At 55.0% G+C, this 17,604-nt stretch carries 15 protein-coding genes; 9 read left to right on the top strand and 6 right to left on the bottom strand.

Going from position 1 to position 17,604, the window contains the following annotated elements; translation table 11 throughout:
- Positions 1–9: 9 nt before the first annotated feature.
- Both QOY30_RS17170 and QOY30_RS17175 read left to right on the top strand, forming a co-directional pair.
- The gene (locus QOY30_RS17170) at positions 10–567 is read left to right on the top strand and encodes a DUF3617 domain-containing protein (RefSeq protein WP_283745840.1); all 558 of its coding nucleotides are present in this window, start codon (positions 10–12) and stop codon (positions 565–567) included.
- A gap of 63 nt (positions 568–630) precedes the next feature.
- Positions 631–1,395: a polysaccharide deacetylase family protein gene (locus QOY30_RS17175; RefSeq protein WP_283745841.1), complete on the top strand. Its 765-nt coding sequence runs from the start codon at positions 631–633 to the stop codon at positions 1,393–1,395.
- 45 nt (positions 1,396–1,440) lie between these two features.
- Here the strand turns inward: QOY30_RS17175 and QOY30_RS17180 are convergent, their stop codons facing one another.
- Positions 1,441–1,713: a hypothetical protein gene (locus QOY30_RS17180; protein ID WP_283745842.1), complete on the bottom strand. Its 273-nt coding sequence runs from the start codon at positions 1,711–1,713 to the stop codon at positions 1,441–1,443.
- 145 nt (positions 1,714–1,858) lie between these two features.
- Here QOY30_RS17180 and purU point away from each other — a divergent pair, with 145 nt between their 5' ends.
- The 4 genes from purU to QOY30_RS17200 all read left to right on the top strand — a co-directional run bounded on the left by purU (position 1,859) and on the right by QOY30_RS17200 (position 7,856).
- A complete protein-coding gene (gene purU, locus QOY30_RS17185; RefSeq protein WP_283745843.1) occupies positions 1,859–2,713 on the top strand; it encodes a formyltetrahydrofolate deformylase in 855 nt (284 codons plus the stop codon).
- Positions 2,714–2,759: 46 nt separating this feature from the next.
- Entirely contained in the window at positions 2,760–3,296 is a 537-nt protein-coding gene (locus QOY30_RS17190) for a YbhB/YbcL family Raf kinase inhibitor-like protein (RefSeq protein ID WP_283745844.1), read from the top strand.
- 220 nt (positions 3,297–3,516) lie between these two features.
- Positions 3,517–5,676: a methyl-accepting chemotaxis protein gene (locus QOY30_RS17195; protein WP_283745845.1), complete on the top strand. Its 2,160-nt coding sequence runs from the start codon at positions 3,517–3,519 to the stop codon at positions 5,674–5,676.
- Positions 5,677–5,747: 71 nt separating this feature from the next.
- Complete coding sequence (locus QOY30_RS17200) at positions 5,748–7,856, top strand: putative bifunctional diguanylate cyclase/phosphodiesterase (protein WP_283745846.1); 2,109 nt, start codon at positions 5,748–5,750, stop codon at positions 7,854–7,856.
- A gap of 101 nt (positions 7,857–7,957) precedes the next feature.
- Here QOY30_RS17200 and QOY30_RS17205 read toward each other — a convergent pair whose 3' ends face one another.
- From QOY30_RS17205 to QOY30_RS17220, 4 genes are all read right to left on the bottom strand, one after another.
- Positions 7,958–8,296, bottom strand: coding sequence for a P-II family nitrogen regulator (locus QOY30_RS17205; RefSeq protein ID WP_283745847.1), 339 nt, complete (start codon positions 8,294–8,296; stop codon positions 7,958–7,960).
- A gap of 302 nt (positions 8,297–8,598) precedes the next feature.
- A complete protein-coding gene (locus QOY30_RS17210; RefSeq protein WP_283745848.1) occupies positions 8,599–10,104 on the bottom strand; it encodes an ammonium transporter in 1,506 nt (501 codons plus the stop codon).
- An 11-nt stretch (positions 10,105–10,115) separates the two neighbouring features.
- On the bottom strand, positions 10,116–10,454 hold the full coding sequence (gene glnK / locus QOY30_RS17215; protein ID WP_013028206.1) for a P-II family nitrogen regulator: 339 nt from the start codon (positions 10,452–10,454) through the stop codon (positions 10,116–10,118).
- A gap of 65 nt (positions 10,455–10,519) precedes the next feature.
- Positions 10,520–11,317, bottom strand: coding sequence for a TorF family putative porin (locus tag QOY30_RS17220; RefSeq protein ID WP_283745849.1), 798 nt, complete (start codon positions 11,315–11,317; stop codon positions 10,520–10,522).
- 231 nt (positions 11,318–11,548) lie between these two features.
- On the opposite strand from QOY30_RS17220, the gene QOY30_RS17225 reads away from it, so the two are divergent.
- Both QOY30_RS17225 and QOY30_RS17230 read left to right on the top strand, forming a co-directional pair.
- Positions 11,549–11,761: an accessory factor UbiK family protein gene (locus tag QOY30_RS17225; RefSeq protein ID WP_283745850.1), complete on the top strand. Its 213-nt coding sequence runs from the start codon at positions 11,549–11,551 to the stop codon at positions 11,759–11,761.
- Between the two features lie 3 nt (positions 11,762–11,764).
- On the top strand, positions 11,765–13,255 hold the full coding sequence (locus tag QOY30_RS17230) for a YifB family Mg chelatase-like AAA ATPase (protein ID WP_283745851.1): 1,491 nt from the start codon (positions 11,765–11,767) through the stop codon (positions 13,253–13,255).
- A gap of 11 nt (positions 13,256–13,266) precedes the next feature.
- On the opposite strand, the gene QOY30_RS17235 is transcribed toward QOY30_RS17230, so the two are convergent.
- Positions 13,267–13,722: a bacteriohemerythrin gene (locus tag QOY30_RS17235; protein WP_283745852.1), complete on the bottom strand. Its 456-nt coding sequence runs from the start codon at positions 13,720–13,722 to the stop codon at positions 13,267–13,269.
- Between the two features lie 159 nt (positions 13,723–13,881).
- Between QOY30_RS17235 and metH the strand changes: the two genes are divergently transcribed.
- On the top strand, positions 13,882–17,601 hold the full coding sequence (metH, locus tag QOY30_RS17240; RefSeq protein WP_283745853.1) for a methionine synthase: 3,720 nt from the start codon (positions 13,882–13,884) through the stop codon (positions 17,599–17,601).
- The last annotated feature ends 3 nt before the right edge of the window (positions 17,602–17,604 follow it).

A 17,604-nucleotide genomic window follows, 5' to 3' on the forward strand; every position in this document is an offset into this window, starting at 1 on the left:
GAGGAAAGCATGAAGAAATTAGCCTTGGTAATTCTTATCTGCTTGTGCGGCACCGCGTTTGCCCAAAGTTCCAACCTGAAGCCGGGGCTGTGGGAAATGAAACAGATCAGCATGACGGTAGACGGGCGTGACATGAGCGCCCAGATGGCCGCGGCCCAAGCCCAAATGGAGCAAGCTTTGGCCAAAATGTCGCCCGAGGAACGCAAGCAGATGCAAGCCATGATGAATCAAGTCTCCGGCGGGACGGCGACGCAACCCAGTGCGCAGCGCATCTGCATCAGTCCGGCCATGGCAAGCAAAGACAGCCCTGTTTTGGAAAGCGGTTGCGAACCGGTCAAATTGAATCGAAGCGGCAACAAAACCAGTTTTGATATCAATTGCACCAAAAATGGAAGAACCCTGGTTGGCAAGGGAGTCAGCACGTACAGCAACGATACGGTGACAACCCATACGGACATGACTACCACCGATGCGCGGGGACAATCCACAATGCAGATGGATTTGCAGATGAAATATCTGGGCGCCGACTGCCAAGGCATCAAGCCAGCCGACCAGTTGGCAAGGTAGATTCAGGTACTCACTACTGTCTTGCCCCGCGTCTGATATTAGACACAAAATGTGACACATCCAATGAGATTCTCGCTTATATTCATTCTGGCAGCGATGCTTGCGCCTCCGATTGCGCTTGCCGAACAGCGCCCTGTTGAGATTCATGATCAGCTGGCTACAACTCCCGAATCCGGAAAAATGGTTGCCCTGACGCTGGATGCCTGCTCCGGAAAATACGACAGCGACCTCATCGAATTCCTGATCAAGAACAAAATCCCGGCCACGATCTTTGCCACAAAACGATGGCTTGATCGAAACCCCCACGGCCTTTCCGTCATCAAGTCGCACCTTGACCTGTTCGATGTAGAAAATCATGGCGAGAAACACATCCCTGCCGTCATAGGTGCGGGAAGAGAGATATATGGAATTCCCGGCGAGCCTGATGTCGTCCATCTTCGGCGCGAAGTTGTGGAAGGCGCACGCGCCGTACAAAAAGCGACCGGCGTTGCGCCGCATTGGTACAGAGATGCCACTGCGGAATACGATGAGCAGTCCGTCAAGGAAATAGACAGGCTGGGTTACAAGATCGCAGGGTTTTCCGTGAATGCTGACCATGGAGCCACGTCCAGCAAAATCACTATCGAGAAAAGACTACGGCGTGTAAAAACCGGTGACGTGATCATCGCGCACATGAACAAGCCAGATTCAGATTCGGCGGAAGGTCTTGCTGCCGGATTGGCGTATTTGCTCAAATCGGGATTTGTTTTTGTCCGCCTGGATCAGGTAGACCTGAAGGAATTACCGGAAAAACCTGAAAGAAAACTTAACGAAAAGCCGGGACGCTGACCGGTCCGGCCTCAGTATTTTTGCAACATTGATTCCCGGCAACAACTATGGTTTTACCTGACCCACTTCTTTCAGCAGTTGTGTCAGATCGTTCGGGGTTTGCGCAACCGGTCGCGGTCCTTCGATTTTTTCCTGCGCCCAGTCCACCACATCTCCCGCCCCCCATGACACCAGCGAAGCCATCACAAAAACGAGTAAGCCGCGTGTTATGCCTTTGGGCACTCCTTGCTCATTGAGGTAGCGGTGGATATACCAGGCAACGACGAAGAAAACGATAGTGGATATGACCAGGTTCCACATTGAAGGAAGTTCGAGCATATTGGTTTTCTCTCGCTGAAATGTTGGCTCGCTTTCCAGTGTAGCTGCAGTCCATAGAACCTCAAAGGCCTCATCTGTACAACATGCGACAAGTTTGATGGAGTTATCCGTTAAAATCTCCGGACAACAAATAGGGAATATCCGAATGTCTTCCACCCGGCACTACACCTTGACCATCTCCTGCCCTGACCGTGCGGGCATTATTGCTGCAGTAAGCGGCTTCATCGCCCAGCATGGCGGCTTCATCGTCGAGGCGAGTTATCACACCGAACAGGACGCGCAGCGGTTCTTCATGCGGCAGGAGATACGTGCCGATTCCCTGCCGTTTGATGCAGACGAATTCCGTCGCCGTTTCACTTCGCTGGCGCGGGACTTCGGTATGGACTGGCAGCTTTCCGATTCTGCCTTGAAAAAGCGCCTGGTCCTCCTGGTCAGCAAGCAGGACCATTGCCTGGATGATCTGCTGCACCGTTGGCGCAGCGGCGAGTTACAGGTGGACATTCCCTGCGTGATCTCCAATCACGAGGACTTGCGCAGTTTCGTTGAATGGCACGGCATCCCTTTCATTTTTGTGGATATGCAGGACAAGACCGCCGCTTTCGATAAGATTGCGAATCTATTCGAGCAATACCGCGGCGACAGCATGGTGCTGGCGCGCTTCATGCAGATACTGCCGCCGATGTTGTGCCAGCGCTTCAGCGGTCGCATCATCAACATCCATCACAGTTTTCTGCCGTCCTTCGTCGGCGCCAAACCCTATCACCAGGCCTATCAGCGCGGCGTCAAACTCATCGGCGCGACCTGCCATTACGTCACCGATGAACTGGATGCCGGTCCTATCATCGAACAGGACACGGTGCGGATTGACCATGGGGACACGGTGGATGATCTGGTGCGCTATGGGCGCGACATCGAGAAGACAGTATTATCGCGGGGCCTGCGTTACCATGTGGAAGACCGCGTGCTGGTGTGCGGCAACAAGACCATCGTGTTCCGTTAATGAATGCAGGATTCCCCCGCTAACCTTTGAACAGGAGATACAACACATGAAAAGAACTTTGGGTTTTATTTTTTCGGCATTGCTTGCCTGCAACGCCATGGCGTTCGATCTGTCCAGCCCGGATGTGAAGATGGGCCATCCGATGGGCGAGGAACAGGAATACAAGGGATTCGGCTGCAAGGGCGGCAATCTTTCGCCCGAATTGAACTGGAAGGGTGCCCCGGCCGGCACGCTCAGTTATGCAGTGACTGTTTATGACCCCGATGCGCCCACGGGCAGCGGTTGGTGGCATTGGGTGGTGTATGACATCCCGGCATCGGCGACGGGATTGCCCGGCGGAGCGGTGGTCAAGGCAGCCTTGCCCGCCGGTGCAAAGCAGGGACGCAACGATTACGGCGATCGCAATTTTGGCGGCGCCTGTCCGCCGGCTGGCGACAAGCCGCATCATTACATTTTCACGGTCTACGCTCTCAAGGTTGCAAAACTTGACGTGCCTGAAGATGCCAGTCCCGCACTGATCGGTTTCATGTTGCACGCGAACAGAATTGGCTTGGCCAAGCTGACTGCAACCTACTCCCGATAACAGCAAGCTACATCAAAACAGGGCATCTGCGGATGCCCTGTTTTTTTGTCCCCAATTTTCCAATTGCTTCAGTCATGAAATTTGGTGCACACACTCATGACGTGCACTGTTATTGGGCAAGCAATTCTGAATGACGCCGATAAACATCGATTAAGACTGGCAGACATCATGGCCCAAAGCTTGCTTTTAGTAACAGGTCCTCATTCCGGATTAATGCATCATGTTGAAAAGCGAACAAATGGAATTATTGTCTTCCGAGAAACACTGGTTGCCCTGGTTCGGCAAGACCGGAAAATTCGCGATGCGCTGGGCCACCCTGATCAATCGTCGGCGTTATCCGATTCTGGAGCAGACCTTTGAAGGGATCGCCGCTACACGCATTCAGACCCTGACAGGCTGGGCTAACCACCAATGGGTACTGCTGGAAGGTATGGCCGCCGAGGTAGTGCGCGAACTGCCGGAGCCTACCGTTACTCTGATGAAGAACCTGGTTGCAAGATCAGCGGATTTTTCCGAGATTTTCGTCATCGATTGCGATGGTCGCGTTATTGCGTCCAGTTACCCTGTGCGAGTCGGCGCCGCTTTCCAGTTTCCCAATGTACTGCAGACTGCGAAAGCCCAGCGTTTCCTGCATGGGCCTTATATCGATCAGACGACCCAGTCCATCGGGCCTTCCAGTTCGAAATTCCACGATGCGGTGACGTTGATGTTTTATCTTCCGCTCAAGGCAGAAGGCAAAGTCGTCGGCTGCCTGTGCGGGCGGGTACCGAACGATGTGCTGGGAGATCTTATCCAGCGCGAGGCGGGCCACATTTTCGTCGATTCAGGGGACAACTACCTGTTCATGGTTAAGTCGGTTTTCGACCCCGCTATTCAGCCGGGTACCGCACTTTCTCGCTCACGGTTTGAAGATAGCACGTTCAGTCTGGGAGAAAACCTCAAGCAGGGCGTGCATACCGATTTTGGCGTCGTCAAAATCAGGAATCACACCGAATTCGAAATAGTCTTTAACGACCCGGCTACCGGAAAATTACATCCCGGAGTCAGGGAAACTATCGCTCGCGGAGCGAACCTGTTCGTCAAATATCCAGGTTATTCCGACTACCGGCATATTCCTGTGATCGGCAAAGGCGTTACTTTTCAGATGCCCGGTTCACCCGATACCTGGGGCATGATGTGCGAAGCGGACCTGGAAGAAGCGAATCGCTTTCGATCTGTCAATTTTCTCATGATGAGCACCAATCTGATGTTGGTATTCACGACCTGGCTGCTTACATTCGTGGTCGGGCGGATGCTGGAGCTGGATATTGCGTGGACTGCGCTGCTCAATCTTTCCCTGCTGGGAATTGGTGTCTTGCTGTTTTACCACTTTGGCCTGAAGCCGATGACGGAACGATTGCGCCTCATGGCACGCATGATCCGTATCCTGGCCGAGGGCGGCGGGAACCTCTCTCAACGCCTGGAACGCAATCAAACAACGATCGATGAACCGGCGATCATGTCGCAGTGGATCAACAGTTTTATCGATACGCTCGATGGCACCGTCAGTCGCGTCATTCATGCCACCGGAGAGATGGATCAGAACCACGAAAGCATGATGAGTCGCAATCAGGAAGCAACCGTGGCAGCTCATCAGGTTCTCGCTGCGGTACAGGAGATCCTGCTGTCGTTGCGGCGGCAAATGGGAGATATAGATACGGCGATGCAAACCACGGCCGAGATACGTGCTGCCATGCAACTTGCCGTTGACAATGCCCGGCAACAATTCAAGCTGGTGCAGCAGCGAACACAGGGCATACGCTCTTCTATCGAGCAGTCTTCGCAAACCATCAAGCGCCTCAGCAACAGCACCGAGGAGATAGGAAAGATCGTGATGGTGATCAACGCCATCGCAGATCAAACCAACCTGCTGGCCCTGAATGCGGCGATTGAAGCTGCCCGTGCCGGAGAAGCAGGGCGCGGATTTTCCGTCGTTGCCGATGAGGTGCGCAAGCTGGCTGAACGCACCACAACTGCAACCAAGGAGATAGGCCAAATGATCGGCACCGTGCAGGGTCAGGCGCGTGACGCTGTGCACATCATGGAAAATGGTTCCATCGGAATGGAAGAGGGATTGCGCCTGGCGGAAGCGGCTGCTTCCGATAACACCGGCATGACTGAAATTGTGGAACGCATGTTCAGTCTGATCCAGAGTATTGCCGATAGCTCACATCGTTATGGTAACGATGTGCAGGGCGTCGCCAAAGTCACGGAATCGATGCGCGGGGCGCTGGACCAGCTGAATTTCAGCGTTGCGAGGGCAAGACAGACTTCTCTGAGGCTTCAGCATCTTTCAAGTCAATTCCAGGTAACGCAATTGCAAGCGCGTCCCGTCCTTTGAAACACAATCTTTCATTAATGCCGACCAAATTCGACACTGGATCGAGTGTTTCCGCGAGTCCGTCTGCCCATATGTATATCAATTCCAGCCTGCAGGCCAAGCTCGAAAACAGCGAGCGCATGCTAAAGGCTCTCCTCAACAATCTGGATGGCATGGTGTATTGCTGCCTTTATGATGACGAGTGGACGATGGTGTTTGTCGGGGATGGTTGCAAGCAGCTGACTGGCTACGATGCTCTGTCGTTAGTGTCGAACCAGGACATCTGTTTCAAGGCGATCACATTTCCTGAAGACCGGGATCGCGTGCGCAAAGTGATAGAGGATGCCATTTCTTCAGGTCAGCATTTTTCAGTCGAGTATCGCATCATTCACATTGACGGCGGAATCAAATGGGTACTTGAACGCGGCTGCCCGCTTTATAACGATTCGGGTGAAGTCGAGGCGATCGAAGGCTTCATGCAGGACATCACTCAACGCCGGGAAAGCGAAATAGCTGCCCGCAAAGCAGAGGAACGCTATCGTTCCATCTTTGAAAATGCTCTGGAAGGTATTTACCAGACGTCTCCAGACGGTCACTACCTCAATTTCAATCCCGCTCTGGCCAGGATCTACGGTTACGATTCGGATGTAGATCTGATTCACGGCATCACCGATATCAAAAAGCAGCTGTACGTCGATCCCTTCAAGCGCGATGAATTTATCAGGCTGATGACGGCCCACGGCCACGTAAAAAATTTTGAAGCCCTGGTCCACCGCAAAAACGGCGATATTATCTGGATCTCCGAGAATGCGCGTGAGGTAAGGGATCAGGATGGCAAGCTGATATTCTACGAAGGCACGGTCGAGGACATCACCGAGCGCAAGAGCTACCAGCAGCAGATCGAATACCAGGCAACCCATGATGCCCTGACCGGCTTGCCCAACCGCACTTTGCTCGCGGATCGCCTGCAGCAATATATCGGCATGGCAGAGCGCTATTCAAGCAAAGTGGCCGTAGCCTTTATCGATCTGGACCAATTCAAACTGATCAACGACAGCATGGGGCATCACGCCGGGGACGAATTGCTCAAGATCATGGCGACGCGCCTCTCCGGCTGCGTGCGCGATTCCGACACCGTGGTCCGTTTGGGTGGCGACGAGTTTGTGCTGTTGCTGACCGGTCTGCACAAGATTGAGGATGTTTCGGAGAGCATGCAGCGAGTTCTATCGTCGGTAGCCGACCCATGCCTGATCGAAGGCCGGGAATTCGTTGTTTCCTGCAGCATCGGCATCAGCATCTATCCCGACGATGCGCGGGATACCACGACCCTGCTCAAATATGCCGATTCGGCCATGTACAAATCAAAGCAGTCGGGCAGGAACACTTTCCAGTTCTATACCGACGAACTCAATCGGCGGCTGATGGAACGTCTGGACATGGAATATCGATTGCGCCAGGCGCTGGATAACAATGAGTTTCTTCTGCATTACCAGCCCAAGCTGTCATTTGCCAGCGGTGACATCTGCGGTGCTGAGGCGTTGATACGTTGGCAACCCGTCGGCGAAAGTATGATCTCTCCGGCGAGTTTCATACCAATTGCGGAAGAAACCGGGCTCATCGAAGACATCGGGCAATGGGTCTTGCGTACTGCCTGCAGCCGGGCCGTCGAGCTGAATGCGCGTTTGGGTCGTGAACTGCCGATCGCCGTTAACGTATCGCCGCGCCAATTCCGCCATTCAGGTCTTGTCGGTGTAGTGCAATCGATACTGAAAGAGAGCGGCCTGAACCCTGCATGTCTGGAACTGGAGATCACCGAAAGCAGTCTGGTGCATGACACAGGCAGCTTTATCAAAACACTGCATGAGCTGAAGGCACTTGGCGTGAAACTGGCGATCGATGATTTCGGTACCGGCTACTCCAGCATGGCGTACCTGAAAGATTTTCCGGTCGACCGGCTCAAGATCGATCAGGTATTCGTGAGCCGCCTGGAGGCGGAGCCCAGCAATATTGCCATCCTTAAGGCAATTGTCGCACTCGGACATAGCCTGGGCATGAAGGTCATCGCCGAAGGTGTGGAAACAGCCTATCAACAGGCATTCCTGCTTGGCATAGGATGCGACGAGCTGCAGGGCTATTTTTTCAGCAAACCCCTTTCCACGGCAGCGTTTGATACATTCCTGATCGTCGGACCATCCCGATAATCAGCGCAGGGCCTTCGCTTACCTTGCTTCTGGTCATTGCCATGGCTTGCTGCTCAATTCAGTGAATTGTGGATGTACATCCAACACTACCGAACGTATTTTCACAGGGCTTCCGGGCCGGTCTCACCGGTACGGATACGGACAGCTTGTTCGAGCGCGGGAACGAATATCTTGCCGTCGCCTATCCTGCCTGTTTTAGCCGCCTTTCTGATGGCTTCTGTCACACTTTCTTGCTGGTCATCTTTGACAGCCACTTCGAGCTTGAGCTTGGGCACGAAATCCAGAATATATTCTGCGCCCCGGTGCAGCTCGGTGTGCCCTTTTTGCCGGCCATGTCCCTTGATCTCGGTGACTGTGATGCCTTGCACGTCGATGATGGACAGAGCATCGCGTACTGCGTCCAGCTTGTAAGGCTTGATGATTGCGGTGACGATTTTCATGATTTTTCCAGTTCCCGGCTTAAACGAATGTATTCATGCCAAGTAATGAGCAGGTACTGTGCCAGCATATACAATCAGGCCGCTATTGGGTTGGCTGGATGGTCCGCATTAATCTTGAACAGATTTCGCACCGGCTTCATGCGCATTTGCTATTGCATCGCTCTCAGGTGGTGCGTGTGCTTTTTTCCTGACCACATCCATCTTTCGCTTGATATCTTTCCTGCTTGCGCAAAATCGTCATGCGCAAGTACCAATGAAAAGGGCATCCGAAGATGCCCTTTTCATTACTTGCTAAATGTTACTTAGAGGTTGTAGGAATTCTCGCCATGATCGGCCAGATCCAGACCTTCTTCCTGTGCATCGTCAGATGCGCGGATACCGATCGTGTGCTTCAGGATCAACAGGATCACGAAGGCTACGAAACCGGACCAGGCCAGCGAGGTACCGACGGCCCACAGTTGCGAAACGACCTGTGCCGAAGCATCGAAATCGGCAACCTTGTTGGCAACATAGTCGTATACGCCAGTACCGCCCAGAGCCGGGTTGACGAATATGCCGGTACCGATGGCACCGATGATACCGCCGACGCAGTGCACGCCGAATGCATCAAGTGCATCGTCATACTTCAGTTTCGCCTTGATTACCGTTACCGCGAAGAAGCAGATTACTGCTGCGACTGCACAGATGGCCATTGCACCGCCCACGCCGACATAGCCTGCTGCAGGTGTGATCGCTACCAGGCCAGCCACGATACCGGAGCAGATGCCCAGCAAGCTAGGCTTGCCTTTGACGATCCACTCAACGAGCGTCCAGACAACACCGGCAACCGCAGTTCCAAACAAGGTGTTGAAGAAGGCCAGACCCGCTGCACCGGTGGCTTCCAATGCCGAACCTGCATTGAAACCGAACCATCCCATCCACAGCAGACCAGTACCGATTGCTGTCATCATCAGGCTGTGCGGAGGCATTGGAATCTTGCCGTAACCCTTGCGTGGGCCAAGCATCAGAGCCGCAACCAGTGCTGCGATACCGGCATTGATGTGAACCACGGTGCCACCGGCAAAGTCGATTGCGCCTTTCTGGAACAACCACCCGGCATGGCTATTGGCGAGATCGGCTGCCTTGGCGTCGGTATAAGCATCAGGACCATCCCAGTACCAAACCATGTGCGAAATCGGCAGGTAGGCGAAGATGAACCACAGAACGCTGAATATGATCATCGACGAGAACTTGAAGCGTTCTGCAAAACCGCCGCTGATCAGGGCGACCGTGATTGCAGCGAAAGTCAGCTGGAACATGCAGTACACGAAGTCGGGCAGGTATTGACCCTTGCTGAATGTGGCTGCCACGGCCGTGGTCGGATCATCGCCAGACATGAAGAACTTGTCGAGCGAACCGATGAACGGAGCAAGTGAGCTACCTTCATGCCCGGCAGTAAAGGCCGCGCTGTAGCCAAAGATCACCCACAGTACCGATATCACGCAGAAAATCGCGAAGCTTTGCATGACTGTGGACAGGGCATTCTTCCTGCGTACCATACCGGAATAGAACAGTGCCAATCCGGGAACGGTCATCAGCAGCACGAACGCTGTGGAGGTCATCATCCAGGCCACGTCGCCTTTGTTGCAGTCAAAACCCTTGTCGCCGCATTTCGGAGTGGCGGCAGCAGCGGGTGCTGCTGCTGCCGCTGCCGGAGCTGCGGTAGCCGTTGCTGCAGCGGATGCCGGGGCAGCCTCGTCAGCATAGGCCGCGCCTGTCAGGCCGCACAACATGGCCAGCAGGGCGAAAAGCGCAAATAATTTTTTCATCTCATCGCTCCTTATAGTGCTTCCGGACCGGTCTCGCCGGTACGGATGCGGATAACTTGTTCGAGGTCTTGCACGAAGATCTTGCCGTCGCCGATCTTGCCGGTCTGTGCAGATTTTTCGATGGCTTCGATGACGCTGTCCAGCTGGTCAGCCTTGATGGCCGCTTCCAGTTTGATCTTGGGCAGGAAATCGACTACATATTCCGCACCGCGATACAGCTCGGTGTGGCCCTTTTGCCGTCCAAAGCCCTTGACTTCGGTGACAGTGATGCCCTGCACGCCGATGGCGGACAACGCTTCACGCACCTCGTCGAGCTTGAACGGCTTGATGATTGCAGTGACGATTTTCATATTCACTTCTCCTTGAGTTGAGCGGAGCGTTGTCGCCCCGCTTGCCTGGCTACCTACTTACTTAATTAGAACGTACGGCTCAGCGCCAATACTGCGACGCCTTTGCCCAACTTGTTGGTCGTTCCATAAACCGTGCTGTTGTATGCCGCGGTGGCATTTGTATTGCTGTAGGTCAGGCTAGCCGCATAACCATTCGTCAAATCCTTAGAAAGGCTGATGTTGTAGTCCGAATATGTAGGTGAAAAGCCGCCCAAAACATTGGCAACATAAGCGTTATATTTGGCAGATGATCCACTATAGCTTTGCTTGCCATAGTGAGCCGCCAGAGTGTAGGTCGTATCCGGGATAGGATAGGTTCCTGTTATATCTATATAGTTCGTGCCACTTGCGTCCGGCACGCCAAAAGTATCTCCAAGGCTGTAGGAATACTTCACGTAGAAATACGAATAGGTCAACTTGCCGTAGATTTCGTTGGTATCACCCTTGGTTGCACCTGGTGCGTAGGTACCTGGGTAGTTATAGCGCAGAAAGCCTACGTCATAACCCAATGCGCCTGCGGTGGACCTGTAACCACCGTAAGTATCCAGTTCCAAACCTGCATTTGCGGCAGCTCCACCGTCACTCAACCAGCTGATGCTTGAACCCCATGTACCGATGTACAGACCATTGGCATTTGCATAGTCAAAACCGCCCTGGATGGCCGGCTTGCCACCAGTTTGCGAAATACCGCGATACAGGTAGTTGGTCGTCAGTGCCACGTTGGTAGAAAATGGCGATGCCGGTGCAGCCGGAGCATCATCAGCCATTGCGCTCACAGAGAAAGCAGAGACCAAGGCAGCAACTAGCAGTTTGTTCTTAAGCATGGTGTTTCCTTTCGTTATTAAATTAAGTGGGATGAAAGTATCCACGCCTACCTCTCAGCAGAAACTGTGCCAACCATGGAATACCGCGCCGATACTCGGTTTGTGACAGGATTGTAATTATTTTGGAAAGTACGGCGCACCAAGTCCATGCACGAAAACAGTGCGGCGCACCCGAGCGGTGCGCCAACTATTTGATACACTAGCGCCCTAGTCAATTAAGGGTTATTCGTTATGCTGAACGCAAAATTTTTTGAAGAAATGTCCTCCAAATTGAGCGAAGCCGTTGCCAACAGCCCCGCCAAGGATTTCGAGAAGAATGCTCGGGCTTTGCTGGCGCAGGGGTTCTCCAAGCTCGATCTGGTCACGCGCGAGGAATTTGAAGTGCTGGCGCAGCGTCTGGAGAAACTCGAAGCTCGCCTGGCCGCACTGGAAGCGCAACGCTAACAAATGGGGCTGGCTGTTTTATACAGTCGCGGTCTGGCGGGGATGGACGCCGCGCTGGTCACCGTTGAGGTGCACCTTGCAAACGGATTGCCCAATTTCACTATCGTCGGCCTGCCCGAGACCGAGGTGAAGGAAAGCAAGGACCGCGTCCGCGCGGCATTGCAGAATTGCCAGTTTGAGTTTCCCGCACGGCGTATCACCGTCAACCTTGCCCCTGCCGATCTGCCAAAAGAGAGCGGACGTTTCGATCTGCCTATCGCGCTGGGCATTCTGGCTGCGTCCGGCCAGATACCTTCCGACAAACTTGCCGAATATGAGTATGCGGGCGAACTGGCGCTGACCGGCGAGTTGCGCGCCATACGCGGCGCCCTGGCGATGACCTACCGCGCCGCGAACAGTGGACGCGCATTTATCCTGCCCGCCATTAATGCACCCGAGGCTGCACTGGTTGAAGATGCTGTTGTCTATCCCGCTCAATCGCTGCTGCAGGTGGCTGCCCATCTTGCGGGACGCGATGCCTTGACCCGCCATGTACCCGATACGCAAGCCGCCGTTCTTCACTACCCCGACATGCGCGATGTCAAAGGTCAGGCGCAATGCAAGCGCGCACTGGAAATCGCCGCGGCAGGCGGGCACAGCGTGCTGATGTCTGGCCCGCCCGGAACGGGCAAGAGCATGCTGGCCGCTCGCTTCCCCGGCCTCCTGCCGCAAATGACGCAGCAGGAAGCATTGGAAAGTGCCGCCATGCAATCCCTGGGCGGTATGTTCGAAGTGGAAAACTGGAAACGCAGGCCTTACCGTTCGCCCCATCATACGGCCTCGGCCGTTGCAATGGTCGGCGGCGGCAGCAATCCGCGTCCCGGTGAAATCTCGGTCGCCATGCATGGCGTTTTATTCCTGGATGAACTGCCGGAATTCGACCGGGGTGTACTGGAAGTGCTGCGGGAACCCCTGGAAAGCGGACGCATCACCATCTCGCGAGCGGCACGCCGGGCAGATTTCCGTGCCCAATTCCAACTGGTTGCCGCGATGAACCCGTGTCCCTGCGGTTATCTCGGGCACTACAATGGCAAGTGCCGCTGCACACCGGACCAGATTTCGCGCTATCGCGGCAAGATATCCGGTCCTTTGCTGGATCGCATCGACATCCAGATTGAAGTGCCCGCCGTGCCGCAGGAGGATTTGCTCAAACAGGCTGACGGCGAACACAGTGCGCCGATACAGGCCAGGGCAGAAGACGCGCGGCAGCGGCAGCTTGTGCGCCAAGACAAACCCAACGCGCTGCTTTCCGTCGCCGAAATAGATACATGGTGCGCGCCCGATACGAAGGGAGAGACACTGCTGCGCCAAGCCATCACTCGTCTGGATCTTTCAGCCCGCGCTTATCACCGGATACTCAAGGTAGCGCGCACTATCGCCGACCTTGCCGACAGCGAAAACATACTGGCGGTTCATATCGCCGAAGCAGTGCAATATCGGCGCATGAGCTTTTAGTCCTCCGCCCGTCATCCGAACAGGCGCGCAAATATTCCCTTGTTTTGTTTCTGGAAATCAGGTTGCGCCTGCAGATGCTGCTTTGCCAGCTCAGCATAGTCGGTATCGTCGTGCTTGAGGTGGTCCAACAACCAATTGGTCAAATAGCTTTCCAGTTCCCCTGAAATATCCTCGCCTTCAGCGAATCTTGTTTGAAAGTTGGCCAGACGCTTGGCAAACTGAACATGCAGTCTCTGGTGGGCTTTGATATACGGGTACCCCACTTCTTGCTGTATCTTTTCTTCAAAGTTGAAGTGATGGATCGTGTGATCAATCAGTGCATTGATCAAGTTACCGATCTCCATGTTCGAGTGAACCCTGGAATTTATGTCATCCAGTTGATTGAGGTATTCGACAATCTTGCGATGTTGCTGATCGATAACTTCGATACCAACGTTGAACTGTTCCGTCCATATCAATTTACCCATTGACGCTCCTAAACGTAATTACATACCGTATATCTCATCCAAAAATTATTGCCGGAAAGGCGCACAATAACCTTACCAATGGTATTGATTATTCAGAACCGGATCAAGCCACGCTCTTCAGCATGCTAAAATCCGCGTCCTTTTATCGACTTACGCACCATGAACCACGCTTCGCACCCTATCGAAAAACTCCTGCAGCAACGCATCCTGATCCTGGACGGTGCGATGGGAACCATGATCCAGCGCTACAAGCTGACCGAGGCGCACTACCGCGGCACGGAACTCTTCGCTGACTACAAGGGTGAGCGCAAGACCTTCGCCGACCATCCGATCGATGTAAAAGGCTGCAACGACCTGCTGCTGCTGACCCAGCCGCACATCATCGGCGGCATCCATCGAGAATATCTGGAAGCGGGTGCAGACATCCTCGAGACCAGCACTTTCAACTCCACTTCAATCTCGATGGCGGACTACGAGTTGCAGCATCTTGTGTATGAACTAAACGTGGCGGGAGCCAAACTGGCGCGCGGGTTGTGCGACGAATTTTCCACACCGGAAAAGCCGCGCTTCGTCGCAGGCGTGCTCGGCCCAACCGGTCGCACCGCCTCCATCTCGCCGGATGTGAACGACCCCGGTGCGCGCAACGTCACTTTCGACGAACTGGTAGAGAGCTATGCCGAAGCGATACGCGGCCTGCTCGATGGGGGTGCGGACATGCTAATGGTCGAGACCATCTTTGACACGCTGAATGCCAAGGCCGCGCTGTTCGCAATCGAACGCCATTTCGAGCAACACAATATGAGCGTGCCGATCATGATCTCCGGCACGATCACCGATGCCTCCGGACGCACGCTTTCCGGCCAGACCACTGAAGCCTTCTGCAATTCCTTGCTGCATGCCCGCCCGCTTTCCATCGGCCTCAACTGCGCGCTGGGTGCGGAACTGATGCGGCCCTATGTGGAAGAGATGTCGCGCGTGGCGAGTTGCTACGTGAGCGCACACCCCAACGCGGGCCTGCCCAATCCATTGTCCGAGACCGGCTATGACGAAGCGCCGGAGACGACTGCCAGACTAGTGAAAGAGTTTGCCACCAGCGGCTTCCTCAATATCGCGGGCGGCTGTTGCGGCACGTCGCCTGCGCACATCAAGGCCATTGCCGAAGCGTTGAAGGATGTGCCGCCGCGCAAGCTACCGGACATCGAGAAGAAGTGCCGCTTGTCCGGGCTGGAACCGTTCAACATCGGCGACGATTCGCTGTTCGTCAACGTGGGCGAGCGCGCCAACGTCACCGGTTCCGCCAAATTCAAGCGCCTGATCCTCGAAGGCAAATATGACGAGGCGTTGGAAGTCGCCAAGCAGCAGGTCGAAACCGGCGCGCAGGTGATCGACGTCAACATGGACGAGGCGATGCTGGACGGCGAAGCCGCGATGGTGAAATTTCTCAACCTGATCGCGTCCGAGCCGGACATTTCCAAAGTGCCGCTGATGATCGACTCCTCCAAGTGGAGCATCATCGAGGCGGGGCTGAAGTGCGTGCAGGGCAAGTCCATCGTCAATTCCATCTCGCTCAAGGAAGGCGAGGAAAATTTCGTCAAGCACGCCACGCTGGTGCGCCGCTATGGCGCCGCCGCCGTCGTGATGGCATTCGACGAGCAGGGCCAGGCCGATACCTATAAACGCAAGACCGAGATCTGCAAACGGAGCTACGACATCCTGGTGAACAAGGTCGGCTTCCCGCCCGAAGACATCATCTTCGACCCGAACATCTTCGCCATTGCGACCGGCATCGAAGAACACAACAATTACGCGGTGGATTTCATCGAGGCAACGGCCTGGATCAGGAAGAACCTGCCCTACGCCAAGATCTCCGGCGGTGTGTCGAACGTGTCGTTCAGCTTCCGCGGCAACGATCCGGTGCGCGAAGCCATTCATACCGTATTCCTGTATCACGCGATCAAGGCGGGCATGGGCATGGGCATCGTCAACGCCGGACAGCTCGGCGTGTACGAAGAGATTCCCAAAGATTTGCGCAACGCGGTTGAAGACGTTGTACTCAACCGCAATCCAGAAGCGGGCGAGAAGCTGGTCAAGCTGGCCGAGTCGGTCAAAGGCGGCGGCAAGGAACAAGTCGAAGATATCGAGTGGCGCAAGGGTACGGTGCAGGAACGCCTGACGCACGCGCTGGTGCGCGGCATCACTACCTATATCGTCGAGGACACCGAAGAAGCGCGCCTGCTGGCCAAATTCCCGGTCGAGGTGATCGAAGGCCCGCTGATGACCGGCATGAACGTGGTCGGCGACCTGTTCGGCGCAGGCAAGATGTTCCTGCCGCAAGTGGTGAAATCGGCACGCGTGATGAAGCAGGCCGTGGCGCACCTTATCCCCTACATCGAGGCGGAAAAACTGCGTTCCGGCGACACCAGCACCAAAGGCAAGATCGTGATGGCTACCGTGAAGGGCGATGTGCACGACATCGGCAAGAACATCGTCACCGTGGTGTTGCAGTGCAACAACTTCGAAGTGGTGAACATGGGCGTGATGGTGCCGTGCCAGCAGATCCTCGACACCGCGCGCGAACACAACGCCGACGTCATCGGCCTCTCCGGCCTGATTACCCCTTCGCTGGAAGAGATGGCGCATGTGGCGAAGGAGATGGAACGCCAGGGCTTCAAGATACCGCTGCTGATCGGCGGCGCGACCACTTCGCGCGTGCATACTGCCGTGAAGATCGAGCCGAATTACCCGAGCGGCCCCACCGTGTATGTCAACGATGCCTCGCGTGCGGTGGGCGTGTGCAGCAATCTGCTGAGCAGTACTTTGCGCGACAGTTATGTGGCGGAAATCAAGGCTGACTATGAAGCGGCACGGGCACAGCACGAAGGCAAAAAAGGCAAAGCCAGTTACGTCACGCTGGGAGAAGCACGGGCGCACGGCGTAAAGACGGACTGGAAGAAGTACGCACCGCCCAAACCCAAGTTGCTTGGCGTACAAAAGCTGGAAGGCTATCCATTGGAGATACTCGTAGAGTTTATTGACTGGACGCCGTTCTTCCAGGCATGGGAACTTGCCGGACGCTATCCGAAGATCTTGCAGGACGAGCTGGTTGGCGAAGAGGCACGCAAGCTGTTCGCCGACGCGCAAGCGATGCTGAAGAGGATCGTCGAGGAGAAATGGCTCACCGCCAATGCGGTGTTCGGCCTGTTCCCGGCCAATGCTGTAAATAGCGACGACGTCGAGATCTACACCGACGAAACGCGCAAGAAAGTGGCCATGACCTGGCACAATCTGCGCCAACAGACCAAGAAGCCGGACGACATCCCGAACTACTGCCTGGCCGATTACATCGCGCCGAAAGAAAGCAAGGTCAAGGATTACATCGGCGCCTTCGCCGTCACCACCGGTATCGGCATCGATGCGCGCGTGGCCGAGTTCGAAAAGCAGAACGACGACTACAATGCGATCATGCTGAAATCCCTCGCAGATCGCCTTGCAGAGGCGTTTGCAGAGCATCTGCATTTACGTGTGCGCCGCGAGTTCTGGGGCTATGCGTCAGATGAAGGCTTGAGCAACGAAGACATCATCGCCGAAAAATATCGCGGCATCCGTCCTGCGCCCGGCTATCCGGCATGCCCCGAGCACACCGAGAAGGGACCCTTGTTCGATCTGCTGCAGGCACCGCAGAACGCGGGCATCACCATCACCGAAAGCTTTGCGATGCTGCCCACCGCTGCCGTGAGTGGCTTCTATTTTTCGCACCCGCAGGCCCAATACTTTGCCACCGGCAAGATAGACAAGGATCAGGTGGCAGATTACGCGCAACGCAAGGGCTGGACGGTGGATGAGGCGGAACGCTGGCTCGCACCGGTACTGAGTTACTAGCGG

Source organism: Sideroxydans sp. CL21, from assembly GCF_902459525.1.
Taxonomy (GTDB): Bacteria; Pseudomonadota; Gammaproteobacteria; order Burkholderiales; family Gallionellaceae; genus Sideroxyarcus.